General features: G+C 69.2%; 15 protein-coding genes. 8 read left to right on the top strand and 7 right to left on the bottom strand.

Annotated elements, in window-relative coordinates:
- The first annotated feature begins 76 nt into the window (after nt 1-76).
- The 4 genes from AB6807_RS11555 to minE all read left to right on the top strand — a co-directional run bounded on the left by AB6807_RS11555 (nt 77) and on the right by minE (nt 3,453).
- The gene (locus AB6807_RS11555) at nt 77-1,360 is read left to right on the top strand and encodes a solute carrier family 23 protein (RefSeq protein ID WP_371084625.1); all 1,284 of its coding nucleotides are present in this window, start codon (nt 77-79) and stop codon (nt 1,358-1,360) included.
- A gap of 139 nt (nt 1,361-1,499) precedes the next feature.
- The gene (gene minC / locus AB6807_RS11550; protein ID WP_116911786.1) at nt 1,500-2,285 is read left to right on the top strand and encodes a septum site-determining protein MinC; all 786 of its coding nucleotides are present in this window, start codon (nt 1,500-1,502) and stop codon (nt 2,283-2,285) included.
- A 64-nt stretch (nt 2,286-2,349) separates the two neighbouring features.
- Nucleotides 2,350-3,165: a septum site-determining protein MinD gene (gene minD / locus AB6807_RS11545; protein WP_116911902.1), complete on the top strand. Its 816-nt coding sequence runs from the start codon at nt 2,350-2,352 to the stop codon at nt 3,163-3,165.
- Between the two features lie 3 nt (nt 3,166-3,168).
- Nucleotides 3,169-3,453, top strand: a complete 285-nt coding sequence (gene minE, locus AB6807_RS11540; RefSeq protein WP_116911785.1) for a cell division topological specificity factor MinE — start codon at nt 3,169-3,171, stop codon at nt 3,451-3,453.
- Here minE and AB6807_RS11535 read toward each other — a convergent pair.
- Together AB6807_RS11535 and AB6807_RS11530 are read right to left on the bottom strand one after the other, a co-directional pair.
- Nucleotides 3,404-5,125 carry a rhodanese-like domain-containing protein gene (locus AB6807_RS11535; protein WP_371084624.1) on the bottom strand — a complete coding sequence of 574 codons (1,722 nt, stop codon included), beginning with the start codon at nt 5,123-5,125 and terminating at the stop codon, nt 3,404-3,406. The two genes, minE and AB6807_RS11535, sit on opposite strands and share 50 nt — an antisense overlap.
- A gap of 17 nt (nt 5,126-5,142) precedes the next feature.
- Nucleotides 5,143-6,123, bottom strand: coding sequence for a Bug family tripartite tricarboxylate transporter substrate binding protein (locus AB6807_RS11530; RefSeq protein WP_371084623.1), 981 nt, complete (start codon nt 6,121-6,123; stop codon nt 5,143-5,145).
- 150 nt (nt 6,124-6,273) lie between these two features.
- On the opposite strand from AB6807_RS11530, the gene AB6807_RS11525 reads away from it, so the two are divergent.
- Entirely contained in the window at nt 6,274-7,209 is a 936-nt protein-coding gene (locus tag AB6807_RS11525) for a fatty acid desaturase (RefSeq protein WP_371084622.1), read from the top strand.
- On the opposite strand, the gene AB6807_RS11520 is transcribed toward AB6807_RS11525, so the two are convergent.
- The 3 genes from AB6807_RS11520 to AB6807_RS11510 form a co-directional block, all read right to left on the bottom strand.
- Entirely contained in the window at nt 7,184-10,165 is a 2,982-nt protein-coding gene (locus AB6807_RS11520) for a WG repeat-containing protein (protein ID WP_371084621.1), read from the bottom strand. The two genes, AB6807_RS11525 and AB6807_RS11520, sit on opposite strands and share 26 nt — an antisense overlap.
- A 90-nt stretch (nt 10,166-10,255) precedes the next feature.
- Nucleotides 10,256-11,203 carry an alpha/beta fold hydrolase gene (locus AB6807_RS11515; protein ID WP_371084620.1) on the bottom strand — a complete coding sequence of 316 codons (948 nt, stop codon included), beginning with the start codon at nt 11,201-11,203 and terminating at the stop codon, nt 10,256-10,258.
- A gap of 200 nt (nt 11,204-11,403) precedes the next feature.
- Nucleotides 11,404-12,006, bottom strand: a complete 603-nt coding sequence (locus AB6807_RS11510) for a TetR/AcrR family transcriptional regulator (protein ID WP_116911779.1) — start codon at nt 12,004-12,006, stop codon at nt 11,404-11,406.
- A 197-nt stretch (nt 12,007-12,203) separates the two neighbouring features.
- Between AB6807_RS11510 and AB6807_RS11505 the strand changes: the two genes are divergently transcribed.
- The gene (locus AB6807_RS11505; protein ID WP_116911778.1) at nt 12,204-13,148 is read left to right on the top strand and encodes a CysB family HTH-type transcriptional regulator; all 945 of its coding nucleotides are present in this window, start codon (nt 12,204-12,206) and stop codon (nt 13,146-13,148) included.
- 137 nt (nt 13,149-13,285) lie between these two features.
- Nucleotides 13,286-13,549, top strand: a complete 264-nt coding sequence (locus AB6807_RS11500; RefSeq protein WP_116911777.1) for a hypothetical protein — start codon at nt 13,286-13,288, stop codon at nt 13,547-13,549.
- Between the two features lie 78 nt (nt 13,550-13,627).
- Here the strand turns inward: AB6807_RS11500 and AB6807_RS11495 are convergent, their stop codons facing one another.
- Together AB6807_RS11495 and AB6807_RS11490 are read right to left on the bottom strand one after the other, a co-directional pair.
- Nucleotides 13,628-14,062 (bottom strand): RcnB family protein, encoded by a 435-nt coding sequence (locus AB6807_RS11495; RefSeq protein ID WP_371084619.1) that lies wholly within the window; start codon nt 14,060-14,062, stop codon nt 13,628-13,630.
- 176 nt (nt 14,063-14,238) lie between these two features.
- Nucleotides 14,239-14,955 (bottom strand): lysostaphin resistance A-like protein, encoded by a 717-nt coding sequence (locus AB6807_RS11490; protein ID WP_371084618.1) that lies wholly within the window; start codon nt 14,953-14,955, stop codon nt 14,239-14,241.
- 13 nt (nt 14,956-14,968) lie between these two features.
- Between AB6807_RS11490 and AB6807_RS11485 the strand changes: the two genes are divergently transcribed.
- Complete coding sequence (locus AB6807_RS11485; protein ID WP_207786769.1) at nt 14,969-15,355, top strand: VOC family protein; 387 nt, start codon at nt 14,969-14,971, stop codon at nt 15,353-15,355.
- Nucleotides 15,356-15,397: the final 42 nt, after the last annotated feature.

Genomic DNA, 15,397 nt, shown 5'->3' with positions numbered 1-15,397 from the left:
AGGTCGGCAACTTCCAGCCACGCAGGCTGATCGGGAAGCCGGCCTTTCGACAACGTAAAACAAGAGGAGATAAGCAATGTTCAACTGGACAGAACGACCCGCGTCCGCGCTGGCCAACGGCGCGGTCATTGCGCCGGACGAGCGGCTGCCGTGGCTGCAGACCGGCGCCATGGGCGTGCAGCACGTGATCGCCATGTTCGGCGCCACGGTGCTGGCGCCGATCCTGATGGGCTTCAGCCCCAACATCGCCATCCTGATGAGCGGCATCGGCACGCTCATCTTCTACTTCGTCACCGGCGGCAAGGTGCCCAGCTACCTGGGCTCCAGCTTCGCCTTCATCGGCGTGGTGATCGCGGCCAGCGGCTACGCGGGCAAGGGGCCCAACGCCAACATCGCGGTGGCGCTGGGCGGCATCATCGCCTGCGGGGTGGTCTACATACTGATAGGGGCGCTGGTGCAGGCCATCGGCACCGGCTGGATCGAGCGCTTCATGCCGCCCGTGGTCACAGGCGCGGTGGTGGCCGTCATCGGCCTGAACCTGGCGAGCGTGCCCATCAAGAACATGGCGGCCAGCAACTTCGACTCGTGGATGCAGGCGGTGACCTTCCTGTGCGTGGGCCTGGTGGCGGTGTTCGCGCGCGGCATGCTGCAGCGCCTGCTCATCCTGGTCGGGCTGATCCTGGCCACGGTGGTCTACGCGGTGCTGACCAACCTGCTGGGCATGGGCAAGCCGGTGGACCTGAGCGGCATCGCCAACGCGGCCTGGTTCGGCCTTCCAACCTTCACCACGCCGGTGTTCACGGCCAACGCGATGCTGCTGATTGCGCCGGTGGCGATCATCCTGGTGGCTGAAAACCTCGGCCACCTGAAGGCGGTGACGGCCATGACGGGGCGCAACCTCGACCCGTACATGGGCCGCGCGTTCATCGGCGACGGCATCGCCACGGTGGTGAGCGGCGCCGCGGGCGGCACGGGCGTGACCACCTACGCCGAGAACATCGGCGTGATGGCGGCCACGCGCATCTACTCCACCGCGGTGTTCGTGGTGGCGGCGGTGATTGCGCTGGTGCTGGGCTTCAGCCCCAAGTTCGGCGCACTGATCCAGGCGATTCCGCTGCCGGTGATGGGCGGCGTGAGCATCGTGGTGTTCGGGCTGATCGCCATCGCGGGCGCGAAGATCTGGGTTGACAACAAGGTCGACTTCTCGCAGAACAAGAACCTGATCGTGGCGGCCATCACGCTGATCATCGGCACGGGCGACTTCACGCTGAAGTTCGGCGACTTCGCGCTGGGCGGCATCGGTACCGCCACCTTCGGGGCGATCATTCTTTACGCCCTGCTGGGCCGCTCGAGGAACTGAGCCGGCCCGCCCCTGAAAAGTGCAACCTCATGAAAGAAGTGTTGTCCAGGGGGCTACAGCCGGGGCCGGGTCTGCGGGGTTCGGCCCGCGCCCGTTAGACTCCAACGCTTTTCGCACCGACGTTTTCCGACGCTTTCCAATGGCCGATGTCTCCGCCGCGCGCACCAAGGCGGTTTTCGAATTCAAGAGCGCCACGCTGCCGCTGATCGCAGTGATCCTGAAGACGTCCGACCTGGACGTGCTGGCCGAGGCGCTCGACGCCCAGCTGGCGGATTCGCCCGATTTCTTCGAGCAGGAGCCGGTGGTCATCGATCTCTCCCTGCTGCAAGAGGCGCAGGGCGAGGGCCAGGCCGCCGACGCGGCCGCCGCCCCCGACATCGACTTCGCCGCCCTGCGCAGCCTGCTGGCGCGCCACCAGACGCAGCCCATCGCGGTGCGCGGCGGCAACGCCGCCCAGAACGCCGCGGCGCGCGAGGCCGGCCTGTCGGTGGCGGCCATGCCGGCAGCCCCCGCACCCCGCGCCCCGGCGCCCCCGGCCGAGGCCCCCGCCTCGGAAGCCCCGCAGATCGTGCGCGAGGTGCCGGTACCGGCCAACGGCACCCTGCTGATCGACAAGCCGCTGCGCTCGGGCCAGCAAATCTACGCCCGTGGCGGCGACGTGGTGGTCACCGCGGTGGTGAGCTTCGGCGCCGAGGTCATCGCCGACGGCAACGTGCACGTGTACGCCCCGTTGCGCGGCAAGGCCATTGCCGGCGCGCGCGGCAACACCGAGGCGCGCATCTTCTCGACCTGCATGGAAGCGCAGCTGGTGGCCATTGCCGGCATCTATCGCACCAACGAAGTGCCGCTGCCGGACACGGTGCTGGGAAAATCGGCGCAGGTTCGCCTCGACGGCAAGAAACTAGCGATCGACCCGATCCCCTGAGCCCCCGCTCGGATCGCGGCGACCCTGACAACCAACAACTGAATCGAAACAAGAAGGAATGGCCATGGCCAAAATTGTGGTGGTGACTTCGGGCAAGGGCGGCGTCGGCAAGACGACCACGAGCGCCAGCTTCGCCTCGGGCCTCGCGCTCGCGGGCAAGAAGACGGCCGTGATCGACTTCGACGTGGGCCTGCGCAACCTGGACCTGATCATGGGCTGCGAACGCCGCGTGGTGTACGACCTGATCAACGTCATCCAGGGTGAAGCCAACCTGAGCCAGGCCCTCATCAAGGACAAGCAGTGCGACAACCTGTTCGTGCTGGCCGCCTCGCAGACGCGCGACAAGGAAGCGCTGACGCAAGAGGGCGTGGAGAAAATCCTGGCCGATCTGGCCGCGATGGACTTCGAATACATCGTCTGCGACTCGCCCGCGGGCATCGAGACCGGCGCCATGATGGCCATGTACTTCGCCGACGAGGCGCTGGTGGTGACCAACCCCGAGGTCTCCTCGGTGCGCGACTCGGACCGCATCCTGGGCATGCTCAGCAGCAAGACCAAGCGCGCCAAGGACGGCGGCGACCCCATCAAGGAACACCTGCTCATCACCCGCTACAACCCGAACCGCGTGGCGGGCGGGCAGATGCTGTCGCTGGAAGACATCCAGGACATCCTGCGCATCAAGCTGATCGGCGTGATCCCCGAGTCGGAAAGCGTGCTGCATGCCTCCAACCAGGGCGTGCCGGCCATCCACGACAAGGACACCGACGTGGCGCAGGCCTACAGCGACGTGGTCGCGCGCTTCCTGGGCGAAGACCGGCCGATGCGCTTCGTCGACGCCGAGAAGCCTGGCTTCTTCAAGCGGATTTTCGGAGGCAAGTAGGCCATGTCCTTTCTCTCGTTCCTGCTGGGCGAAAAGAAGAAGACTGCCAGCGTCGCGAAGGAGCGGCTGCAGATCATCCTCGCGCACGAGCGTTCCAGCCTCAGCGGCAAGAAGCGGCCCGACTACCTGCCCGAACTCCAGCGCGAGCTGGTGGCGGTGATTTCAAAGTACGTGTCGATCAACCCCGACGACATCAAGGTACACCTGGAAACCCAGGACAACCTCGAAGTGCTCGACATCAAGATCGAGCTGCCCGACCCTGCGCCTGCGCCTGCCGGCGCGCGCTGAGGGCGAAGAAGCGAAAGCGCACGGACGGGTCCTGCAGGACCCGTTCGGACAGCGCGCGTTCCCACGCGAGGTAGTCGGCCCAGGCCGCATCGCGGCGCGGACCGAAGACGCGCATCACCGAGCCCCAGTCGTCGTCGAAGGGGGTCAGCAGCTGGTCCGGCGCGAAGGCGGTGGCCAGCGGCCGGCCCGATGCCTTCCAGCCCTGCGTTCCGCCCTGGAGCCAGGTAAATACCGCCCCTGAATTCTGTGCACCCTGCCAGCGCCGTTGCGCATCGCGCGCCACGCGGGCCGCGAGCGTGCCGTCGGGCGACGTGAAGACGAAGGTGCGGCCGGCCGTGGCCTGGGCCGCGAGCGGGGCCAGGGCGTCCAGCGAGGCCGGCAGCAGGTACAGCGCGCCCTCCAGGTGGCCGCGCTCGTAGTCGAGGCTGGGGCCCACGTCGATGACCGCGGCCGCGCCGCTCGCCTGCAGCTCGGCCAAGGCATCGGGCGCCACGGGCGGCGGCGCGTCGTCGACGACCGCCGACGGCGCCGCCGGAGCCTGCGCCGGCAGGAACTCGCCGTCGTCGTACACATGCACCTCGGCCTGGCCCAGCTGCGTGAGCCAGAAAGCGGTGATGGCCGCGCGCAGCCGGTGGGCCGGATCGTCGACCAGCACGATGCGCGCGCCCCGCGTGCCCACGAGGTTCTCGAAATGCATCAGCAGCTGGCCGCCGGGCACGTGGCGCAGGCCGGTGCCTGCCAGCGCGGGGTCGGCCTCGGGCCGCACGTCGAACATGTAGAGGGTGCGGGCGTCGTCGTTGCGCCAGCGGGCCAGCTGCGCCGCGTCGGCCAGGGGCAAGGCGAAGCTGCGCAGCAGGTCGTCGGCGATGCCACGCAGCAGCGCCGGGGATTCGGGCGGCAGCTCGTCCTGCGGCGCGGCGTTCTGCACGGTGGGCGCGCCGTGCAGGCCCCAGTCCATCACGCCGTCTTCCACGAACACGGCGTCGCTCGCGCGGCCCAGCAGCCGCAGCGTGGTCGCGCCGACGATGCCGCGCGTGCGGCTGAAGCAGTTGATGGCCCACAGGTGATCGTCGGCTCCGACATTCCGGCCGTCCGGCTCGAAGCGCCGCAGCGCCAGCTCGGTGCCCGGGTGGTTGCGCGCGCCGGGCAGCGACAGGAATTCGAACTCCGCGCGCGGCCGCGCATCGACCAGCGTGGTCGGCCGGCCTTCGCGCAGGCGCTCGCGCAGTGCCTCCACCGGCAGGCCCGGCGTGCCGTAGTGCAGCCGCACGCGGTCGCCGAAGGCCTTCACCAGCGTGCCGTAGCCGTCGATGGCGGGCAGGCCCTCGGCCAGCCAGCGCTGCAGGCCGCCCGCGAGCGTGCGTACGTCGGCGTAGCCCAGCCGCGCGAGCACGGCGGTGGCCTGCCGCGCCACGCCGTCGGGCGCACCCAACTCGTCGATCAGCACCACCGGCGTGGACCGGCGCGGCACCAGCGCGCCGACCTGCAGCTCGAGCCCGCTGAAGGGCGCGTTGCGCGCCAGGTTGAGGTGGCGCTGCACGAACCAGCGCGTCTCGCGCACGTCGAGCACGGCAAGCTCCACCACGGGCTCAGTCAAAGGCTCGGCCAAGGGCTCCGCAAGCAGCAGCGCGAACAGTTCGTCGGGCGAGATGTGTGTCGCGGTCGGGCTCATGCGGGCATTCTCGGATGTCAGTTGGGCTGGATGCCGGCCTGCTTGACCACCGCCGTCCACTTGACGGTCTCGCTGCGGATGAAGCGGCCGAACTCCTCGGGCGAACTGCCCACGGTGAAGGCGCCGATGTCGTCGTAGCGCTTGCGGAAGTCCGCGCTCTGCACGATGTCGCGCAGCTCGCGCGACAGGCGCTGCACCAGCGGCGCGGGCGTGCCGCTGCGCACCACCACGCCGTACCACGAGGTCACCTCGAAGTCGGGCAGCCCCGCTTCGGCGGTGGTGGGCACGTCGGGCAGCCACGGCGCGCGCGTCTTGTAGGCCACGGCCAGGGGCTTGAGCGTGCCGGCCTTCACGAAGGGAATGGCGGTGACCACCTCGTTGAAGATGAACTGCGTCTGGCCCGCGAGCAGGTCGTTGAGGGCGGGCGCGCTGCCCTGGTAGGGAATGGCGGTGAAGTCGGCGCCGGTCTGCGTCTTCAGCAGTTCGCCCGCCAGGTGCGAGTACGCGCCCACGCTGATGCCGTAGTTGACCTTGCCGGGGTTCTTCTTCGAGTAGTCGATCAGCTCGCGCGGCGTGCTCACCGGCAGCCTGGGGTTCACCAGCAGCACCTGCGGCGTCTGCACCAGCAGCGACACGGGCGTGAAGTCGCGCGCGAGGTCGTAGCCCAGCTGCTTGAAGAGCGCGGGCTGCACCGTGAGGTTGGACGCCGGCGCCAGCAGCAGCGTGTAGCCGTCGGCCGGCTGGCGCGCGACGAAGTCGAAGCCGATGTTGCCGGCCGCGCCGCTGCGGTTCTCGACCACCACCGGCTGCTTCAGCCGCTGCTGGAGCTGCTCGGCGACCTCGCGGGCGATCTTGTCGGCGATGCCGCCGGCGGGGTAAGGCACCACCACGCGGATGGTCTTCGCGGGGTAGTCGTCCACGGTGGCGGCATGCAGTTGCACATCGACGGCAAGTGCGGCGAGCAGCGCGAGGGCCACTCGGATCAGTAGTTTTTTCATTGGAGGCAGGAACACGGGAACACCGGAACACGACAGAGCCGGCGAGCGTAGGCCGCACCCCGCGCCGGGGCGAACGAAGTTTCACGTTCATGCTTATGCGAAAAGCGCGCATGCAAGCGCCCGCTTGCTACCTAGCATGCAGTCATCACCATGACATCGACTGCCACGCCCCCCACGGACAAGCCCCTCGCGCGCCGCCACTGGTGGTGGCACTACGAGGTGCCCACGCTGCTGCTGGCCGGCGCGCTCTATGCCGCATGGGCCGCGCTGCTGTGGTGGCATGCGGCGCTGCCGGGGTGGGCGCTGTTCGTGCTCGGCGGCTTTCTCGCGCAGCTTCATTTCTCGCTGCAGCACGAGAGCATCCACGCGATGCGCCACCTGCCGAAATGGCTGCGCCACGCGGTGGTGTGGCCGCCGCTGAACCTGTGGCTCCCCTACCCGTTCTACAACCGCGGCCACAGCTCGCACCACGTCAACTTCCACCTGACGCACCCCGAGCGCGACAACGAAAGCGCCTACCACTCCGCGCCCGCCTGGGCCGGCTACGGGCCGGTGTGGCGCTGGATCTACATGGCCAACCAGACCATCGCGTTCCGCGTGGTGCTGGGGCCGTTCCTGCGGCTGTGGAAGCTGCTGCGCTTCGAAACCGCCCAGGTGTTCTCAGGCAACTTTTCTCGCCTGCCGACCTGGGGCTGGCACGCGCTGAGCGTGGCGCCGGTGCTGTACTTCGTCGTGGCCGTGTGCGGCATGGGCCTGGGCGAGTACCTGCTGTACTTCGTGTACCCGGGAATGATGCTGGGCTCGCTGCGCACCTTCACCGAGCACCGCTGGGCCGACACGCCGCACGAGCGCGTGGCCATCGTCGAATCGAACGTGGTGTTCGGCCTGCTGTACCTGTTCAACAACCTGCATCACGTGCACCACCGCGCGCCGACCATGCCTTGGTACGAGATACCGGTGTACTTCCGCAGGCACCGCGCGACGGTGCTGGCGGCGAACGGCAATTTCTACTACCGCGGCTACGGCGAGATCGTGCGACGGCACCTGTTCAAGCCGGTGTTCACTCCGGTGCACCCGACGTGGTAGCGCCACTCAGCGCGTGCAGGCGCTGCGTCCATGCGCGGGCCTTGGCCTCGTCGAAGAGCGGGCTGTCGGGGTCGCCGTAGAGTTCTTCGGCCAGCGCCTCGACGCAGGGGCCCTGGCTCTCGCGGTTGTCGTCGCAGTCGTCCAGCGCGGCGCCGGTAAGCAGCCAGCGCTCGGCGGCGTCGGCGTCGCGCGGCGCGCCCTGGCCCCGGAAGCGCATCAGGCCCAGTTCGTAGCAGGCCCAGCCCTGCAGGCGCTTGTCGTCGTCTTCGGCCAGCTTCTGCAGCGCGTAGAGGGCTTCGGCGTGCAGGGCGTTCACCTCTTGGTGCGCATGGCCCTGTTCGGCCAGCGCCAGCGCGTGGGCGCGCAGCGTGCCGCCGAGCTGCAGCGTGGCGTCGGCATCGCCGGCCGCTTCGGCGCGGCGAAAGTAGTCGATGGCCGATGGCAGGTCGGGCTCGCCCGATTCGTCGTGTTCGCCGACCTTGTGCGCGATGCCGAGGTTGAACAGCGCCATGGCGCTGTTGCGCTCGGCCGCCAGCGCGTAGTGCCGCATGCCGGCTGCCCGGTCGCGCTCGCCGCCCACGCCTTCGCACAGCGCGAAGCCGAGCTGGGCCTGCGTGGCCGCGTCGTCGGCGCCGCCGTTCGCGACGGCGTGCAGAAGCCACGCGCGCGCCATGACGGCGTCGGCGCCCATGTCTGCAGTGCCCGCGCCGTCCGCGGCATCCCGGCGCAGCATCGTCGCCAGCTCGCGCATGGCCTCGGGCAGGCCTTCAGGCGACGCGGCCGTGGGCGCGTCGCCGGGCTCCCGCACGCCGGCGGCGCGCGCCATCCAGCGCAGGGCCTCGCGCGGATCGGCATCGACGCCTTCGCCGTCGCGCAGGTGGCAGGCCAGCTCGTACGCGGCCTTCATGTCGCCGGCGGCATGGCGCGCGGCCATGTGCTCGGTGTGCGGCTGCTCGCGGCCGTCGGCATGCAGCCACACGTACACGTCGCGGTCGTTGCGCGCGGCCTTCACCGGCTCGCCGGCGCTCCAGCGCTTGCGCAGCTCGGAGCGCACCACCACCGAGTACCAGCCATCGGAGACCGACACCGGCGTCGCGATCCACGGGTAGGCCTGCGGGTGCAGCGTGGTGCCATCGGCGCGCAGGATGCCCACGGCCAGCTGGCCCTTGGTTGCTTTCGCTGAGCGCGCCAGCGGCTGCGCCACCAGCCAGCCGATGTCCTGCGTGCCCCACGTCAGCGGCAGCAGCGTGCGGTGCTCGCAGGGCACCAGCTCGCGGCCCGCGGCAACGTCGTAGATGCCGCGCAGCCATGGCGCGTTCTTCGCCTTGCGGCCGTCCTTGGAGGCCACGCGCACCAGGTCGCGCGCGACCATGGCGTGCACGCGCTCCTCGCCGGTCAGCGGCTCCAGCGTCTCGAACAGGCCGTAGTCGAAAGGCACCAGCACGCGGCCCAGCGCGTCGACCAGGCCGCACTCGCCTTCCGCGCGTTCCACGGCGAAGCGCTTGGGCCGCGGCGCCTGGGGTTCGCGGTCTTTCGCCGCATCGCGTTCGTCGTCGGACTGCAGCAGCTCGACGGGGTATTCGCCCAGCAGTTCGATCTGCGTGTACACCGGCTCGATGGCCACGCGGCCTTGCGCGTCGAGCAGGCCGGTCTTGCCGCCGCGCGTGGCCTCGAACGCCTCCCAGTCGTGGCGCCATTGCAAAAGATCGAAACCTGGCGGCAAGGCCCATTCGCCGTCGGCGCGCACCAGCCCCCAGCCGCCCTCCTCCTCCAGGCGCGCGGGCGCGAGGCCGCAGGGAGCGAAGTCTTCGGCCTCGGCGAACCGCGGCGCGATGGCCCACTGGCCCTGCAGGTCGACATAGCCGATGCGCTCGCCCACGCGGGCGCGCACCATGCCTTCGGCAAAGCTCCACACCTCGTCGACCGAAGGCGCCAGCAGCCAGCTGCCGTCGGTGCGCAGCAGGCCGATGTGGTCGCCGACCAAGGCCGTGGCGATGTCGTCCTCGAAGTTCCAGTCTTCGTCGAGCTGCGGTTCGAGCAGCACGCGCGGCGCATCGGCGTCGGCCAGCAGCAGGCCCGAGCGCCCGGCGAGCGAGATCCAGAGCAGGCGCGGGTCGTTCGCGCCGGCATGCCGGATGTCGTCCCACGCGGGCTCGACCACGGTGATGCGCCGGCTGCGGTCGCTGTTGCCGTCGTTGTCGCCGTTGTCGTCGTTGTCGTCGTCCTGTGGGACGCGCATCACGCCCCATCGGCCATCGACCTCGAAGCGCCAGAGGTCGCCGGCCAGGTGGTCGTCGTAGTCGAGGCCGTCGTCGCTTTCTTCCGGCTCTTCTTCTTCGAAGTCGGCGAAGCGCTCTTCGCGCGGTGGCTCGTAGCCGTCGAAGTACGCATGCGAGATGCCGCTGAAGCCGACATGCCACGCCCAGGTTTCCCAGTCCGCGAAGCGCTTGACGCCGAGCGCCGCGTCCACGCCCGGGTGGTTGCCGCTGTCGATGCAGCGCCGCACCTCGGCCCAGCGCTCGTTGCACGCGCGGCGTTGGCGTTCGATGAAGCTCTCGGCCTCGGACTCGCCGCCGAGCCAGGACAGCTCGTCGAGGTTGGCCGAGATGCGGGGCGAGCTGTGGGGTGGCGCCTGGTCGATCAGCTCGGCCAGGTGCAGCGCCAGCGCCTCGAACTGCAGCGCGACTTGCGGCAGCGTGTGCAGCATCGGATGCCGCTCGACGAAGGCATGCAGTTGCCGGATGCGTGCGAGCGCGGCGTGCGCGTCGCTGGCAAGGTTGTCGGTGCCGGCATCGCCGAAGACGCGCTGCCGGTCGATGGCATCGCCAGCGTCCCCACCGGCCAGCAGGATCTGCCAGAGAACGGGAAAGTTGTTGTTGGCGTCGGCGATTTCGTCGGCCGATGCCTGTTCGTCGTGATTGCCGTGTTCGAAATAGAGCCAGGAACGATTGCCCATGTGTGGTCGGTGCGTGTGCGGTTCATGGCGAAGGCCACGGTTGGCGCGCAGTGTAGGGGCGCCCCTTCGCGCTCACGCTCTCCGCGACCTCTAGGGCTGCGCCAGGAACCGCGCGACCTGCGCGACCACCTCTTGCTCCTTCAGGATGCGTCGATGCCCCAGGCCCTGCGTGGCCACGAGCCGCGCGCCGGCGATGGCATCGCGGTAGGCCTCGGCATCGGCGAAGCGGTTCACGCGGTCTTCGCGGTCGTGCACGATCAATGTCGGCTGCGCGATGCGCGGGCCCACGGCAGCCGGCTCCAGCTGCGGCATGAGCACGCCTTCGCGCGCTTCGAACAGCCGCTGCATCGCCAGGCGCGTGGCCTCGCTCAGGCCGAAGGTGTGGGCGAAGTAGCGCGTGTACTCGCGTGGCGACGCGGGCGGCGCCAGCAGCACGAGGCGCTCGGCCGGCAGCCCGCGCGCCGCGGCCAGCGCCAGCCCGTTGGCGCCCAGCGAGTGCGCGACGGCGGCGCGCAGCGCATGGCCGTCCGCCGCGAGCCTGGCCGCGACATAGGCGATGGCCCGCGCAAACTGCGCCGAGTTGCTCAGCGTGCCGGCACTGCGGCCGTGCGCCGGCAGCTCGAGCAGCACCGGCCGCAGGCCCGCCGCTGCCAGGGCCTGCGCCAGCGGCAGCATCTGCCCTGCATGGCCGCCCCAGCCGTGCACCAGCAGCACCACGGGTGGCGACTCGGCCCCCGAGTCTTGCGCGGCCAGGTGGTAGATGCCCACGCTCGCATGCTCGAAGGCCCAGCCCTCGCGCCGCCATTCGGCGCCCGGCCCCTGGCCACGGTAGATCCACTTTGGCGGCAACGGCGTGCCGAACAGGCGGTAGGCCGCGCGCACGCCCAGCGCGGGCCACAGGCGCTGCGAGGTGGTCAGGCCGAAGCGCAGTGCGCGCATCAGGCGACCGGGCCGGTAGTAGTTCGACTGCGCGGCGTGGCCCGCGGCGGAAGTCGAAGCGGAAGCCGCGGGCAAGGGCGAGGTCGAAGGGGCCGTCATGGCGTTCAGTACCAGACCCAGTCGCGGTTGCTGCGCGGCAGGCTGCGCAGGGTGTCGCACGCGCCCCGCACACCGAGGACCACCGCGTAGGCGGCGAGCAAGAGGGCAATGATCAGCATGGTGCTTCTCCTTTTATCGCACGTATGTGCGAAATATCGGCAAATGAACAGGGTGGTGCTTTGTCCGCTTCGTTCAGCGGCTCAGGCGAGGTAGCTGGAAAGAAGGCGCCGCCACGTCGACGTGGCACGCTCCGTGGCCTGCGGGTCGCGCAGGAAGCGCGCGTCGTGCAGCTGGGTCATCATCACGCCGTTGAGCTCGCTCACGAGCTGCGCGGGGTCGGTGTCGGCTTTGAGCTCGCCGGTTTCCATGGCCTGCAGCACGGTGCGGCGCAGCGCGGCGCGCCAGCGCGTGACCTCGTCGAACAGCACATTGCGCAGCTCGCCTTCGCGGTCGTCGAACTCGAAGGCACCGGCCATGTAGAGGCATCCGGTGTGCATCTCGACATCGCGGGTGCGGGCGATCCAGCGCGACACGATCTCGTTGAGCCGGGGCAGGCCCTTGGCCTTCTGCATGGCGGGCACGAACACCTCGGCCAGGAAGCCGCGGCCGTACTCCTCGATGACGGCCTTCTGCAACGCTTCGCGCGAACCCACGCGCGAGAACACGCCGCTCTTGGACAAGCCCAGCCGGCTGGCCACGGCCTGCAGCGTGATGGCTTCCAGCCCTTCGGCCAGCGCAAGGGTCATCGCCGCGCCGACGATGGCGGCACGGGTGAGTTCGCTTTTCTGGGTCTTGGCGTCCATGCGGCGCACTTTAGCACAGTCGTGCGAAAACACAAGCAACGGCTCGAGCAGCCGAAAGAAAGGGTTCGCGCCCGTCGATAGATGTTTTGCTCATGTGAAACCAACAAACGCATCGTTCCCCGAATAAGCACTTCTGCCGAGAATCGCGCCTCGGCCTCATCCGGGGCCCTGACTCTCCTGACTCACCTCCGCGGCAGATGAACTTCCAACAACTGCGCTCGGTACGCGAGGCCGTTCGTTGCGGCTTCAACCTGACCGAAGTCGCCCACACCCTTCACACCTCGCAGCCCGGCGTGAGCCGACAGATCCGCGAGCTCGAGGAAGAGCTCGGCATCGAGCTCTTCGTGCGCGCCGGCAAGCGGCTCACCGGGCTCACCGAGCCCGGCGGCCACGTGCTGCCCATCATCGAGCGCATGCTCATGGAGAGCAGCAACCTCAAGCACGCGGGCCAGGAGTTCGTCGCGCAGCAAAGCGGCCTGCTCTCGGTGGCGGCCACGCACTCGCAGGCGCGCTACGCGATGCCGGTGGCGGTGCAGGAATTTCGCAGCCAGTTCCCCAACGTGAAACTGCACCTGCACCAGGGCTCGCCCAAGCAGATCGCGCAGATGCTGCTCGACGGCGAGGCCGACGTGGGCATCGCCACCGAGGCGCTGGGCGACTACCCGCAGCTGGTCGCCCTGCCCTGCTACCGCTGGACGCATTCGGTGATCGTGCCGCCCGGGCATCCGCTGCTGGACGCGCCGCTCACGCTCGACGCGCTCACGCGGTACCCGCTCATCACCTACGACACCGGCTTCACGGGCCGTTCGCGCATCGACGAGGCCTTCGAGCAGCGCGGGCTGCAGCCCAACATCGTGCTGGCCGCGATGGACGCCGACGTGATCAAGACCTACGTGCAGCTGGGCCTGGGCGTGGGCATCGTCGCCGGCGTGGCGTACGAAGCCGAGCGCGACACGCAGCTGCGCGCGCTCGACGCGGGGCGGCTCTTCGGCATCAACCTCACGAAGCTGGCGGTGCGACGGGGTACCTACCTGCGCAAGTACGTGTACGCGTTCATCGAATCGTTCGCCCCCACGCTCACGCGCGCGGTGGTGGAAAAGGCGCTGGGCGACGAGGCCAAGGCCTCGCACTACGAAATCTAGAGCCTGTCCAGTGGCACATCGCGGTCGGGGCCGAGGTGTGTACTGCGGACGACAGAAAGGTTAAAAAAGAAGAATGCAGGTTCACACAGGCGGCGTACATTCGGGTTAATTCCCTGGCTTCCTGGAACGGATCAGCAATGGCATCGACCCCGCAGCAGCAGCAACAGCAAACAAGGGCCGCCCTCAAGGCGGCAGATGCCGCAGAGCGCCGAGAGCGGCTCAAACGGGCCCTCCCCGCCACGGTGGAACTGCTGCAGAGCCGCCAGGCCGACCGCATCGACGACGCCGACATCGACGCCTACGTGGCCCTCAACTGGCTCGAATGGCACGGCGGCGGGCTTCGCCTGACCATCACCGGGCGCAACGTGTGCGCCCAGTCGGCGCCTACCGCGCTGGTCTGACCACCACGAAAAAAACGCCGCAAGCCTTCAGGCCTGCGGCGTTCGTTCTTTGCGTGAGAGGGCCAGAACAGCGTCTGTTTACTGGCCTGCGATGATGTTCGCGATCACGCCGGTGGCAATGGCCGCGAGCACGAAGTCGCCGCCCACGCCCACCCACTGGTAGCCACGCGGTGGCTGCTGCAGGCGGTACGAGCGCCAGTCCTGCACCACGTAGTTGCGGCCACGGTACTCGGGCGGAATGCGTCCGCCGCGTCGCCATTCGGCGTGCGGTTGCGGGAAGCCACGGCGATCGAACTGGCGGCCGTCGCGGAAGTCCTGGTTGCCGCGATAGCCCGGAGGGCCACCGCGGTGATCGAAATTGGGGCCGCGCTGCTCGAAGCGGCCGTCACGACCATCGCGGCCATCGCCCGGCCGGCCGTCGAAGCGACGGTCTTGCGCAAAGGCGCTCCCCGCGGCCATGCACATCGCAAGCGCCGCGGCTGCAACGGCCATGCTCTTTGAATTGCGGATCATCTGAACTCCTTGATGCGTTGATGACGAAGTCCATTGTGTGCCCCGCTTGTGTCCGCTTCGGGCACTTCAGGTCGCGGTCAGGTGAAATCAGGTAAGCGCTGGTATCCGCGCGGGGCCTTGTCCTTCAAGGCGCTCGGCACAAGGCCCCGGCACCGCCCTTCAGTACACGCCGCCCTTCAGTACACGCCGCTCGCCAGCACGGCAATCGCCAGGCCGTGCGCCAGCGTGGCCGCGAGCAGGCCCGCGCGGCTGAACACCCAGGCCGCCACCAGCCCTTCGATCAGCGTGAACACCAGCACCGGCACGCCCGCGCGCGTGACCAAGAACGCCAGCCATGCATGGCACAGGCTGAACAGCACGCCGGACGCGATCGCCGCGCGCACCGCCGACATGTGCTGCGCAAGGCGCTGCTGCAGCATGCCGCGGAACAGCAGCTCTTCATACGCATTGCCGAGCAGCGCGAAGACAAGCATCGGCGCGAGCATCGCCGCGCTCGGTGCGGGCAACGAAGGCAAGCCGGCGGCCGTCTTCAAGCCGGCCGCCAGCGCGGTGATGACCGCGGCCCCCAGCACGCCCCACGACAAGGAAGGCCCCAGCCGCACACCGCGCCACCACGTCACGCGCTCCAGCCACGCCACGCCCGCGAACAACGCGGCGGACATGCCGGCCAATGCCAGCAGCACCGGCGCGGGCGCGGTCAGCCGCATTGAGCCCGCGTCCAACTGCCAGAAGCCCGCCGGGCTCATGGCATCGCGCGCGAAGATGAAGAACACGATGTGCACCGCCACGCGCGCACCCGCCAGAGCCCGCGGAATGGCCAGCAGCAAGGCCAGCGCGAGCAGGCCCGCTGGCAAAATCGAAACGAGGTAGCCGAACAACAATGAAGAAGCCATCAGGAGAATGCACATGCCCGAACAAGCCGCCGCCGTGATCTATGCCAAGGACGTGGCGCGCGTGAGCGCGTTCTACGCGAGCGTCGCCGGGCTCGCGCTCACGCACGCGGAGCCCGGCCATGCGAGCCTCGAGTCGTCGGCGCTGCAGCTCTTCATTGTCGCGATGAACGCGGGCATCGCGGCCAGCGTGCAGATCGCGAATCCGCCGGTGCCCCGCGAGAACACCGCGCTGAAGTTCATCTTTCCGGTGGCCAGCCTTCAGGCGGCGCGCGCGCTGGCCGCGCAAGGCGGTGGTGCATTGAAGCCGCCGCAGGCGGAGTGGGCCTTCAACGGCTGGCGCCATTGCGATGGGCACGACCCCGAGGGCAACGTGTTCCAGCTGCGCGAGCGCGCAGCCTGAGGCTCAGCAAGCGCTCAGTTCACGCACCCATCACGCACCCGC

The organism is Variovorax sp. RCC_210, assembly GCF_041355175.1.
Taxonomy (GTDB): Bacteria; Pseudomonadota; Gammaproteobacteria; order Burkholderiales; family Burkholderiaceae_C; genus Variovorax.
Note: the sequence above shows the minus strand (reverse complement) of the source record. Positions and strands in the feature narration are given on the sequence as shown.

Bases quoted from the DNA above. Each gene is read 5' to 3' on its own strand.
- AB6807_RS11555 (WP_371084625.1), top strand. From the start codon at position 77: ATGTTCAACTGGACAGAACGACCCGCGTCCGCGCTGGCCAACGGCGCG.
- minC (WP_116911786.1), top strand. From the start codon at position 1,500: ATGGCCGATGTCTCCGCCGCGCGCACCAAGGCGGTTTTCGAATTCAAG.
- minD (WP_116911902.1), top strand. From the start codon at position 2,350: ATGGCCAAAATTGTGGTGGTGACTTCGGGCAAGGGCGGCGTCGGCAAG.
- minE (WP_116911785.1), top strand. From the start codon at position 3,169: ATGTCCTTTCTCTCGTTCCTGCTGGGCGAAAAGAAGAAGACTGCCAGC.
- AB6807_RS11535 (WP_371084624.1), bottom strand. From the start codon at position 5,125: ATGAGCCCGACCGCGACACACATCTCGCCCGACGAACTGTTCGCGCTG.
- AB6807_RS11530 (WP_371084623.1), bottom strand. From the start codon at position 6,123: ATGAAAAAACTACTGATCCGAGTGGCCCTCGCGCTGCTCGCCGCACTT.
- AB6807_RS11525 (WP_371084622.1), top strand. From the start codon at position 6,274: ATGACATCGACTGCCACGCCCCCCACGGACAAGCCCCTCGCGCGCCGC.
- AB6807_RS11520 (WP_371084621.1), bottom strand. From the start codon at position 10,165: ATGGGCAATCGTTCCTGGCTCTATTTCGAACACGGCAATCACGACGAA.
- AB6807_RS11515 (WP_371084620.1), bottom strand. From the start codon at position 11,203: ATGACGGCCCCTTCGACCTCGCCCTTGCCCGCGGCTTCCGCTTCGACT.
- AB6807_RS11510 (WP_116911779.1), bottom strand. From the start codon at position 12,006: ATGGACGCCAAGACCCAGAAAAGCGAACTCACCCGTGCCGCCATCGTC.
- AB6807_RS11505 (WP_116911778.1), top strand. From the start codon at position 12,204: ATGAACTTCCAACAACTGCGCTCGGTACGCGAGGCCGTTCGTTGCGGC.
- AB6807_RS11500 (WP_116911777.1), top strand. From the start codon at position 13,286: ATGGCATCGACCCCGCAGCAGCAGCAACAGCAAACAAGGGCCGCCCTC.
- AB6807_RS11495 (WP_371084619.1), bottom strand. From the start codon at position 14,062: ATGATCCGCAATTCAAAGAGCATGGCCGTTGCAGCCGCGGCGCTTGCG.
- AB6807_RS11490 (WP_371084618.1), bottom strand. From the start codon at position 14,955: ATGGCTTCTTCATTGTTGTTCGGCTACCTCGTTTCGATTTTGCCAGCG.
- AB6807_RS11485 (WP_207786769.1), top strand. From the start codon at position 14,969: ATGCCCGAACAAGCCGCCGCCGTGATCTATGCCAAGGACGTGGCGCGC.